The 10,844-nt window shown below is 67.5% G+C and carries 8 protein-coding genes and 2 tRNA genes; 4 read left to right on the top strand and 6 right to left on the bottom strand.

Going from position 1 to position 10,844, the window contains the following annotated elements; genetic code table 11:
• Positions 1-74: 74 nt before the first annotated feature.
• A tRNA-Met gene (locus ACIRGA_RS21105) sits at positions 75-148 on the bottom strand.
• Positions 149-231: 83 nt separating this feature from the next.
• Positions 232-825, bottom strand: coding sequence for a TetR/AcrR family transcriptional regulator C-terminal domain-containing protein (locus ACIRGA_RS21100; protein WP_400943527.1), 594 nt, complete (start codon positions 823-825; stop codon positions 232-234).
• 93 nt (positions 826-918) lie between these two features.
• Here ACIRGA_RS21100 and ACIRGA_RS21095 point away from each other — a divergent pair, with 93 nt between their 5' ends.
• Complete coding sequence (locus ACIRGA_RS21095; protein ID WP_400943290.1) at positions 919-2,376, top strand: FAD-dependent monooxygenase; 1,458 nt, start codon at positions 919-921, stop codon at positions 2,374-2,376.
• 195 nt (positions 2,377-2,571) lie between these two features.
• Here the strand turns inward: ACIRGA_RS21095 and ACIRGA_RS21090 are convergent.
• A tRNA-Met gene (locus ACIRGA_RS21090) sits at positions 2,572-2,645 on the bottom strand.
• Positions 2,646-2,712: 67 nt separating this feature from the next.
• Entirely contained in the window at positions 2,713-5,706 is a 2,994-nt protein-coding gene (locus ACIRGA_RS21085; RefSeq protein WP_400943287.1) for a UPF0182 family protein, read from the bottom strand.
• Between the two features lie 156 nt (positions 5,707-5,862).
• Here ACIRGA_RS21085 and ACIRGA_RS21080 point away from each other — a divergent pair, with 156 nt between their 5' ends.
• Complete coding sequence (locus tag ACIRGA_RS21080; protein ID WP_400943284.1) at positions 5,863-6,411, top strand: PPA1309 family protein; 549 nt, start codon at positions 5,863-5,865, stop codon at positions 6,409-6,411.
• 87 nt (positions 6,412-6,498) lie between these two features.
• Here the strand turns inward: ACIRGA_RS21080 and ACIRGA_RS21075 are convergent, their stop codons facing one another.
• Positions 6,499-7,503 carry a PDZ domain-containing protein gene (locus ACIRGA_RS21075; protein ID WP_400943524.1) on the bottom strand — a complete coding sequence of 335 codons (1,005 nt, stop codon included), beginning with the start codon at positions 7,501-7,503 and terminating at the stop codon, positions 6,499-6,501.
• Between the two features lie 203 nt (positions 7,504-7,706).
• On the opposite strand from ACIRGA_RS21075, the gene ACIRGA_RS21070 reads away from it, so the two are divergent.
• Entirely contained in the window at positions 7,707-9,056 is a 1,350-nt protein-coding gene (locus ACIRGA_RS21070; protein WP_400943281.1) for a zinc-dependent metalloprotease, read from the top strand.
• Positions 9,057-9,062: 6 nt separating this feature from the next.
• Here the strand turns inward: ACIRGA_RS21070 and ACIRGA_RS21065 are convergent, their stop codons facing one another.
• Positions 9,063-9,626, bottom strand: a complete 564-nt coding sequence (locus tag ACIRGA_RS21065) for a M48 family metallopeptidase (protein ID WP_016331633.1) — start codon at positions 9,624-9,626, stop codon at positions 9,063-9,065.
• 163 nt (positions 9,627-9,789) lie between these two features.
• On the opposite strand from ACIRGA_RS21065, the gene ACIRGA_RS21060 reads away from it, so the two are divergent.
• A complete protein-coding gene (locus ACIRGA_RS21060) occupies positions 9,790-10,824 on the top strand; it encodes a hypothetical protein (RefSeq protein WP_400943278.1) in 1,035 nt (344 codons plus the stop codon).
• The last annotated feature ends 20 nt before the right edge of the window (positions 10,825-10,844 follow it).

The raw sequence follows: 10,844 nt of genomic DNA, 5'->3' as shown, positions 1-10,844 counted from the left end.
GTTTGGGCGTTTTTAGTTTAATAGTTTTTTGGGTGTTTTTTGTTTTGCGGAATTTCCGCGCTTCGTTTTCTCTGTAGCGGGGACAGGATTTGAACCTGCGACCTCTGGGTTATGAGCCCAGCGAGCTACCGAGCTGCTCCACCCCGCGTCGTTGTGTTAATAGATTACACGGGGGCCGAACCGGGTTTCAGGGGGGTGCCCTTAACTCTTCAAAGGGCCTTTGACCTGCCTTTATGACGCGGCTTTGTCGTCCAGCCAAGCGAAGGCGCCGTCGAGCACCATGGTCAGCCCGTCGCCGAACCTGCCTTCGACGTCCTCGTCGAAGACCCACGGCGAGGGCGTGACGTCGTAACGCGGATCCCGTTCGCCCGGAACCGGATAAACCGCCTGTTCTTCGATGGTGAAACCGACGACGTAGCTGTAGACGGTGAACAACGCTCGGCCGACCAGGTACGGTTCGAGCCCCGCGTCGACGCGGGCCTGCAGCGGATTGTCACCGAGCAGGCTGTCGTCGGTCAGAAAAGTCCCGGCGAAGACCTTCGCACCGTCACGGTAAGCGAGCATCATCCGGCGCAAACCCCGTGCCGCCAGCTCAAGAGAGTCCCTTTCCCCCATACCTTCCGGCACCCGGTTGGGCATCGCGTCGGCGTACATCCGCGTCGCCATCTCGTCGAGCAGCTCCTGCTTGTTCTTCACATGCCAGTACAGCGCGGGCGCCTTGACGCCGAGTTCCTGTGCGATCAGGCGGAGCGTCAGCCCGTTGAGCCCGACGTCATTGAGCAGCCGAAGCCCGGCGCGGACGATGTCCTGCCTGGTCAGACCCACTTTCATCCCTCTTTCCCGCAGAAGCGCCTTGACAATTTAACGATGTTAAGGGCACCCTGGGCGTCAGTCAATTTAACGTCGTTAAGGAGTGGTATGAACAACCTGGGGACGGACGTGGTCGTGGCCGGCGCGGGGCCGACGGGGCTGCTGCTGGCCCACGAACTCGCGCTCGCCGGTGTCGATGTCGTGGTTCTGGAACGGCTTCACGAGCGCACAGGGCTGTCGAAAGCGCTGAACCTGCAGCCCCGTACGGCGGAAGTGCTGGAGCTGCGCGGACTTCTGGACGGCGCAGGGGAGCGTTCGTTCGCGACGGTGCAAGACGGACATTTCGCGATGATCCCGGTCCGCTACGACGGCTGGGACACCCGTTTCCCTTTCCAGCTGGGAATTCCGCAGGCACAGGTCGAGGAGTACCTGGAGGAACGGCTTGCCACACAAGGAACGAAGGTGGTCCAAGGCGCCGAAGTAATCGATTTCGTGCAGGACAAGGACTCTGTCTCTGTCCGGTACCGAACAGACGGTGGCGTGAACCGGCTGAACGCGAAGTTCCTCGTCGGCTGCGACGGCTCTCGAAGTGTTGTGCGCAAAGGACTCGGCGTGGACTTTCCCGGAGTGGACGGTGAAGGTTTCGGCATGGTCGCGGACGTCCTGTTCGACAAAATCCCTGACGGCGCGCAAAAACAGTGGCGAACGATGCGGAACACCGGTGAGCCGACCGGTGCGACCACGTTCAAAGGCCTGATTCCGTTGGGAGAACCGGGCCTCTACCGCTTCGTGTACGGCGACAGGGCCTCGCGACCCGCGGACCTCCGGTCCGCCGTCTCCCACGATGAGGTCCGGCGGGCGCTGCTGGACTCGTACGGTGAGACAGCGACGGTGTCGGAAATCCGTTGGGCGTCACAGTTCTCCGACGCGGCACGGCAGGCGGAGCACTACCGCGCCGGACGGGTGCTGCTGGCAGGCGATGCCGCGCACATCCATTTCCCGGCCGGCGGCCAGGGATTGAACCTGGGCGTGCAGGACGCCATGAACCTCGGCTGGAAGCTCGCCGCGACGGTGCACGGCTGGGCGGGTGACGACCTGCTCGACACCTACGAGGCCGAGCGGCACCCCGTCGGCGCACAAGTCCTGCACAACGTCGCCGCACAGCTGGGGCTGACTCCGCGGTCTCACCAGTCTCGCGCGCTTCGCGCCGTTTTCGCCGACCTGGCCGAACTGCCCGAGGTGAGCAAGCACCTCTCGGGCATGGTGTCCGGCCTCGGGATCCGCTACGCGACCCATGGAACGGCGCACCCCGCGCTCGGCTCGCGGCTGACCGACCAGGAGGTCGCGACCGAAGACGGCCCGTTGCGCCCCAGCACGCTCTTCCGCAACGGCGGCTTCGTGCTCCTGACGACCACTCAGGCCCACGTAGACAGCGCCCGGGCCCACACCCGCTCCCCACGCCTGACCACCCAGCTGGTCACAGCGCTACCGTGGCCGTCCACTGAGGCCGTCCTGTACCGCCCCGACGGCTATGCCTGCTGGGTCGCCCCCACCCCCACGCGGTAGCAAAGGTCCCCCGCTCCCCCCGGTGGTAGCAAAGGTCCCTTGCTCCCGTCGCCACCTGGGCACCTAGGCGACCAACTCACTCCGGGGGTCCAGGGGGCGGAGCCTCCCTGGCGGGGGTCCGGGGGTTCGACCCCCGGGACAAATACGAAGGAGGCCCGGTCTGCGCAATCCGCAGACACGGGCCTCCTACCTCTGTAGCGGGGACAGGATTTGAACCTGCGACCTCTGGGTTATGAGCCCAGCGAGCTACCGAGCTGCTCCACCCCGCGTCGTGACACCTACCTTACGCCTGCGTTTCGAGCAGGCGCAAAGCAGGTGCCCTTTAGGTAAGCGACGTCACCCTCCGGGCTGGCCGGAGGTCGGCGGCGCACCGGATGCCGGCGGGCTGGCCTTGGCCGACTCGTAGGCCTTCGAAGCGGCTTCGAGCGCGGCCAGGGCGGCACCCTGGTCGGCGTAGTTGCCCGATTGCTGGGCGGCGCGGAACTTGACCCAGGCGTCGTGCATGTCGCCCGCGGCCTTGTCGAGCGCCGGGTTGCCGCTGGCGGGCGGCTGCGGCGTCGTGGTGCCCGGGGGCGGCGTGGTCGTTCCGGGCGTGCCTCCGGTCTGTGGCGGCGTGACCCCGGAACCCGTGCCGGCTCCGAAGACCTGATCCAGGGCTTCGTTGAGCGTCGGCGCGAAACCGATCTTGGTGCCGTAGGAGACCAGGACCCGGGCCAGCTGCGGATAGCTCAGCTGGTTCCGCTGCCGGATGTAGACCGGTTCCACGTAGAGGAAGCCGTTGGCGACCGGGAGAGTGATCAGGTTTCCGTACGTGACCGTGACGTTCGGGTTGTTGAACAGGGTCCGGTCCTGCGCGACCCGCGGGTCACTTTGGAATCTGTTCTGGACCTGGACGGGACCGTCCACCTGGGTGGAGCCACTGGCGCCTGTCGGCAGTCTCAGGACGCGCATCTTCCCGTAGTCCTCGGGATCCGAGGACACCGACATCCAGGCCGCCAGGTACTGCCGTTGGAGACCGGTCAGCGAGCTGGTGAGCTGGAACCGCGACTTGTTGTCGCCCGGCGCGGTGGCCAGGACGTAGTAGCCGGGCTGGTTCGCGACCCCGGAAGCGGACGCGTTCACGCCGCCTTCCTGCGTCGGGTCCTGCGGAACGCTCCAGAAGGCCTGCTGCGCGTAGAACTCCGCCGGGTTGTTCACGTGGTACTTCGACAGGAGTTCGCGCTGCACCTTGAAGAGGTCTTCGGGGTAGCGGAAGTGCGACCGCAGGTCCGGCGAGATCTCGCTGCTCGGCTTGACCAGGCCCGGGAAGACGTTCTTCCAGGCGTTGAGCACCGGCTCGTTGTCCTCGACCCCGTACAGGGTCACGGTGCCGTCGAACGCGTCGACGGTGGCCTTGACCGAGTTGCGGATGTAGTTGAGCGAGGAGTTCGCCTGACGGGTGGTGCCGCTGAGCGAGTCGTTGGTCGCCTGGCCGAGCTGGGTCTGCTGGGCGTACGGGAAGTTGTTCATCGTCGTGTAGCCGTCGACGATCCAGATGATCTTGCCGTTGACGACCGCCGGATACGGGTCGCCGTCGAGGGTCAGCCACGGGGCGACCTTGGCGACGCGGTCCCGCGGTTCGCGGTTGAACATGATCTTGGATCCGTCACCGATGGCGTCGGAGAACAGGATGTTCCGCTCGCCGTACTCGGCGGCGAAGACGAGCCGGTTGAACCAGTTGTCGATCGGCACGCCGCCGGAGCCCTTGTAGATGTAGGCGCGGTCGACGGCGGTGTCGTATTCGCCGGGCGCCTGCCCCGCCTTGCCCCCGACGATCGCGTACGCGGCGTCCGTCGCCAGCTCGCCGTAGTAAATGCGGGGCTCGTCCACCTTGATGCCCGGCTTGTTGGGGTCGGTCGAGCCTGCCCCCGCCGGGTTCTGGGTGTCGCTGGTCGTGGCGATCGGGTAACCGCCGTCGGAGTTGGCGTCCTTCAGCGCACGGTCGATCGTGTTGGCCGGCGCGGCGACGAACCCGTTTCCGTGCGTGTACACGAGGTGCTTGTTGATCCAGTTCGTCTGGTTGCCGGTGAGGCCTTCGGTCTTGATCTCCTTGGCCGCGACGATGTAGTCCTGCGTGACACCGTTGAGGGTGTAGCGGTCGATGTCCAGCTTCGACGGGAAGCCGTAGAAGTTCTCACGGCCGACGCGCTGGGTGAAGGTGTCACTGAGGATGTTCGGGTCGAGGAGCCGGATGTTCGGGACCGTCCCCTTGTCCGCCTTGATCTCCGCGGAGGTCGCCTCGGACTTTCCGGTGTAGTCCTTGTACTCGACGTTGGTCAGGCCGAACGCCTGGCGAGTCGCGTCCATGTTGCGCTGGATCGACGCGGATTCCTTCTCGTTCGCGTTGGGACGCACCGAGAACTGGTCGAGCACGGCGGGCCACGCGACGCCGACGAGCACGTTCGACAGGATCAGCAGCACCAGCGCGATCGCGGGCAGCTGCAGGTTGCGCAGGAACGCGCCGGCGAAGAACGCGACGGCACAGATCACCGAGATGCACAGAAGGATCAGCTTCGCGGGCAGGACCGCGTTCAGGTCGGTGTAGGTCGCGCCGATGAAGAGGGGCGCCCCCCGGTCGGAGAGCAGCAGGTTGTAGCGATCGAAGAAGTACTCGACCGCCTTCAGCAGCACGAAGATGCCGATGGTGATGGCGAGCTGGGCTCGGGTCGGGCCGGCGAGCTGGCCGCCCTTACCCGCGAGCCGGATGCCACCGAAGATGTAGTGCGAGATCAGCGCGCCGAAGAACGCGATGACGACCGAGATGAACAGCCAGCCCAGGAGCCAGTTGTAGAACGGCAGGTCGAAGGCGTAGAAGCCGACGTCATTGCCGAATTCGGGATCGGTCTGCCCGAAGGGCGTCCCGTTCAGGAACAGCTGCACGACCTGCCAGTCGCTCTGCGCGGACGCGCCGGCGATGAGGCCGGTGAGCACCGGGATGCCGATGCCGAACAGGCGGATCCGGCCGACGATCGCCGACCGGTAGCGCGCGAGCGGATCGTCGTTGCCGGAAATCGGCACGAAGACGGGCCGCGACCGGTACGCGATCATCAAACTGATCGCGAGCGAGCCTCCCACCAGGAGCCCGACGGCGAAGAACAAGACGACACGGGTGATCAACACCGTGCTGAAAACCGTCCGGGCGCCGACCTCGCCGAACCACAACCAGTCGACATAGGTGTCCAGCAGTCTTGCGCCCAGCAGCAGGGCCAGGATGACTACGGCGGCGATGATGAGCAGGATCCGGCTGCGCCGGGACAGCTTCGGCAGGCTCACGGGGGGCCGAGTGGCCACTGCACACGCTCCTGGTTTGGTGAACTTTTCGCGGGGGCTCGCGTACCGCGTGCGGCCCCTGATGCTCTAACTCTACGGATGCCGTCGGAAGTTCCCGGAACCCGCCCAAACCGGACTCGGAACGCCGCTGTCCCGGCCGCCTGGAACGATGTGCCAATGGCACCGAGTGAGCAGCAGGGCGTGGCCGGCCTGGCCCGCGAAGTCGAGGAGTTCGTCGCCTCCGGAGGATGGGATCAGCCGCCGCAGTTGTTCGCGCTGGTCCCGACCGCGGCACTGCTGGACGAGCAGCCCGAACTGGCCGGACAGCTCGACCCGTCGGCCCCGCTGACGCCGGTCGCGCAGGAGTCGCTGCCGGATGGTGACCTGGGTGAAGCGCTGGCACAGATCGCGTGGCCCGATCTGGTCCTGGGCTGCGCGCTCGCGCAGGAGATCATCGTGCTGCCGCCGGATGCCGAAGCCGAGCTTCCCGTCGTGCCCGAGACCGATGCCGAACGCCTGCGTCAAGCGGCCGCCGACCACCCGCGCCGGACCGAAGCCCGGCTTGTCGCGGCCGTCCTGCGGGATGGCGCCGGAGCCTGCGTAATGCGGCTTCGCGGCGCGGGAAAGACCGACGAGCCCGGCGACGTCCCGGTCGACGAGATCATCGAGAACCCGGAGCTGGCTCCCAACCTGCTGGAAGCCCTGAAGGCGACCCTGCTGCCCTGACCTGCGAAAAGAGAGCAAGGGACCTTTGCTACCACCTGCCGAGACGCACGCCGGGCGGTAGCAAAGGTCCCTTGCTCTCTCGGGCGGTCAGCAGGAGGCGGTGGGCCGTCCGGCCTTGAGGTTCTCGAGCTGCGCGATCGCCTCGTCCAGCGTGGAGACCTTGATCAGGTTCAGGCCATCGGGCGCGGCGGTCTTCGCCTCGGCGCAGTTGTGCGCGGGCACGAGGAAGTCGGTGGCGCCGGCCTCGCGAGCGCCGACCACCTTGAACGAGATGCCGCCGATCGCGCCGACGACGCCCTTCTCCGAGATCTCGCCCGTCCCGGCGATGTGCCTGCCACCGGCGAGGTCGCCAGGCTCCATCTTGTCGACGATCGCGAGCGCGAACATCAGGCCGGCCGACGGGCCGCCGACGTCCTGCAGCGAGATCTTCACGTCAAAGGGAACGTCGGCGCGGTCCACCGCGGTCAGGCCCATGAAACCTTCCGGGCCGTCGGGTCGCTGCGCGAGCGTGAGCGGCACGGTGCGTTCGGCCTGCCCGTCGGATTTGAAAGTGATCTGGACGGTCTGCCCGGGCTTCGTCCCGTTCAGCGCGGCCCGCACGTCGGTCGCTTCCTTGACCGTCGCCCCGTTGACCACCAGGAGCCGGTCTCCAGGGGCGAGCACCTTGTCCGCCGGACTGCCGGAGACGATCGTTTTCGCGAGCACCTTCACCGGGAACTTGCGGCGCAGCGCGGCGACCTGAGCAGCGGTCTGCGAGTCCTGCAGCTGCTGAATGTTCTCCTGGCGGACCTGCTCGTTGGTCTCGCCTGGCTTGAAATACTCCTCGCGCGGCGCCAGCGCGTACCGGCCGCTCGCCCAGAGCCCGAGCGCGTTGAACAGCGTGATGCCGCCATCGCGCAGGGAGACCGTCGTCATCCGCAGTTCGCCGGAGGTCTGGAAGATCTCGTGCCCGTTGACCTGGATCACGGACTGCCCGGCGGCGTCCTTGCCGAGGGTGTCGTAGGTCGGGCCAGGGCTGATCGCCACATACGGCACCGGGATGAAGAACCCGACCAGCGCGAAGGCGACGAACAACGTGCCGCTGACCAGCATCGTCCAGCCGCGCCGGGTCAGCCGCCGTTCGGAGCGGTCCTGGTCACCCGCCGAGCCCGCACGGCTCCGCGCTCCTGTGGTCTCCTCCGAGGGCTCTGTCACGCGTGACAGCGTACGGTGACCGTGTTCGCTTCTCGGTGAAGGCCACGCTCATCACTCCACTTGACGAGCTGTGAATCCCGGGACCCGCGTACGGTGGTGCCATGAGCAAACCCCCGTTCGGCTTCGGACCGCCCGATCCCGACAAACGAGGCGAGAACGAGCCGTCGGACTCCGGCGGCCAGCCCTCCGGCGCCGAGGCCTTCAATCAGCTCGGTCAGATGCTCAGCCAGCTGGGCCAGATGCTCAGCCAGGCCGGCAGCTCGACCGGGCCGGTCAACTATGACCTGGCGAAACAGATCGCGTTGCAGAACCTCAGCGGTAGCGAGAGCGGAGACGTCAAGCTCGGCTTTTCGTCCTCCAGCGGCGGTGACTCGAGCACGGCCGTCCGCGACGCCGCCCACCTGGCGGAGCTGTGGCTCGACGCCGCGACGATCCTGCCTGCCGGAGCCACGTCGACTGTCGCGTGGTCCGCGCGCACCTGGGTCGAGAAGACCCTGCCGACCTGGCAGCGCCTCTGCGACCCCGTCGCCCAGCAGGTCTCGGGCGCGTGGGTCCAGGCCCTTCCGGACGAGGCCAAGCAAGCCGCCGGGCCTCTTCTCTCGATGATGGGGCAGATGGGCGGGATGGCCTTCGGCTCCCAGCTCGGTAACGCCCTGGCTCAGTTGGCTTCCGAAGTGCTCACCTCCACCGAGGTCGGCCTTCCGCTGGGCCCCGCGGCCACCTCCGCGCTGCTGCCGGCGAACATCGAGAAGTTCACCGAGGGCCTGGAGCTGCCGACCAGCGAGGTGCTGGTCTTCATCGCCGCACGCGAAGCCGCCCACCAGCGGCTGTTCGCCCACGTGCCCTGGCTGCGGCAGCGGCTGCTGGCCACGGTCGAGGAATTCGCGAACGGCATCTCCGTCGACACTTCGGCGCTCGAGCAGCTCGCGGGCCAGATCGACCCGTCGAACCCGGCCAGCATCGAAGAGGCCATGTCCTCCGGCCTTCTCGAGCCGCAAACGTCGCCTGAGCAGAAGGCGGCCCTGAACCGCCTGGAGACCCTGCTCGCGCTGGTCGAAGGCTGGGTCGACGTCGTGGTCGCCGAGGCCATCGGCGACCGGCTTCCGGGCGCGGACGCGCTCCGGGAGACGCTGCGCCGCCGCCGGGCCACCGGCGGCCCCGCCGAGCAGACGTTCGCCACCTTGGTCGGGCTCGAGCTCCGGCCCAGGCGGATGCGGGCGGCTTCCTCGCTGTGGAAACTCGTCGGCGACCAGCACGGCATCGAGAAGCGGGACGGCCTCTGGTCCCACCCCGACCTGATGCCGACCGCCGAAGACCTCGACGAGCCGCTCGACTTCTCCGAACGTCTCGGCGACGGCGAGTCGACGCTGGAAGGCATCGACCCGATCGCCGAGATCGAACGCGCCGAGCGCGAGAAGAACAAGCCCAAGGGCGACGAAGACCAGAGCTGAGGCACGTCAGTCCTCCGCCGCGATGCCCCAACCGGCGGCGGAGGACAAGCCCTCCAGGTAGCCGATGGCGCGTTCGGTCTTGGGATAACGGCGAACGAGCTCCCAGAACGCCGCGTTGTGCCCTGGTTCCTTCAAATGCGCGAGTTCGTGCACGAGGACGTAGTCCAGCACCCAGCCCGGCACCCGGCGCAGACGATCACTGACCCTGATCGTCGCGTCGACCGGCGTGCAGGAGGCCCACCTCGTCCTCATCGGCGGGACCCAGCGAACGCTCGCGGGTATCGCCTTTCCGTCCAGATACTTCGCCGAGAGCACGGCGCAGCGTGCCAGCAGCGCCTCGTCGGAGGCCTTCGGCGGTGCGGCCTGCCGCGGGCCCTTGCGCAGCAGCTTGCGCTGCATCTCGGCAACCCAGTGCTTTTCCTCGGCCCGGGTCATCCGGGCAGGGATCAGCACGACGAGGGTGTCCTCGTCCCAGTACGCGGTGACGGTCCGGTGACGGCGTTGGCTACGCCGTACCTCGACCTTGTGTTCGGGAGTGTCCGACGGATTCGTCGTGTCCCGGCCCCTCAATGAGGGCGTCCGTGCTTCGACCACTCGACCACGGTAAGGCCAGTCACCGACAACTCCGAGAGCCGAAAGGTCACAGCCTCCAGTTGTCCACAACGGGGCCAACCTGTGGATAACTCGCGTTCTTTCGGGCGGCTGGCCGCCGGGTGAGTGCGATCCTGTGATCATGAACCTGCGCGAACCGGATCTGCGATCGATCATCCTTCCCGCCTTCCCCACCCTGCTTCCCGGCCTGGATGTGCTGGAACGGGGAAACGGCGAGATCCAGATCGGCCTCGACCCGGCACACGCCGTGGTGATCGCCGGAGTCGCCACCGAGGTGGCCGAAGCGGTCCGCGGGCTCGACGGGAAACGGGCCGCGGACGACATCGTGCTCGCGCAGAGCGAACACGACGAACAGCTGCGGGACCTGATGACGGACCTGACGGCCCGGGGGCTCGTGACCGACGCAGGGCAGTCCGAACGACATCCGAGACCCAGACCGGAGACCGGACTCTGGTCGCTTCGCGCCCGCCACCATCAGGCCGCGATGACGGCGCGCCGCAGACGCACCGCGGTGGCGATCCACGGCGACGGCAGGCTGGCCGCGGCCATCGCCGTCCTGCTCGCCAACGGCGGAGTGGGGCATATCGACGTCCGGGCCTCGGGCACGGTTCTCGAACGCGACCTGGGCTCGGGCTACACCGAAGCCGAAATCGGCATGCCACGCCGGGAGGCGCTGGCTCAGGTGGTGCACCGCACCGGGGCCGACACGGCGACCACCCGGCTCTATTCGGACCGCCGTCCTGAGCTCGTCCTGCTCACCGACGCCGTGGTCCCGGCTCCCGAACTGGTCGAGGAGCTCGTCCGTGACGGGGTCAACCACCTGCCTGTGCGCGTCCGGGACGGGATCGGCATCGTCGGTCCGCTCGTGGTGCCCGGGCGCAGCAGCTGCCTGCGCTGCGCCGACCTGCACCGGGCCGGCCGCGACGATTCCTGGCCGAGGGTGGCGAGCCAGCTCGCGGGACGGGTGCAGCAGCCGGACCTCGGCACCGTCCACGCGTGCGCCGCGCTCGCCGCCGCACAGGCGCTCCGGCTCCTGTCCCCCGGCGACCAGGCTCCGCCCGCGTGGAACGCAACGCTGGAGATCGACTTCTTCGACGGCACGATCCGGCACCGCGACTGGCCGCCGCACACCGGATGCGGATGCGGCGCTCGCTGATACGGCAAGCGATGTAGCCC

Source organism: Amycolatopsis sp. NPDC102389, from assembly GCF_044765885.1.
Taxonomy (GTDB): domain Bacteria; phylum Actinomycetota; class Actinomycetes; order Mycobacteriales; family Pseudonocardiaceae; genus Amycolatopsis.
This window is presented reverse-complemented; position numbering and strand designations above follow the sequence as displayed.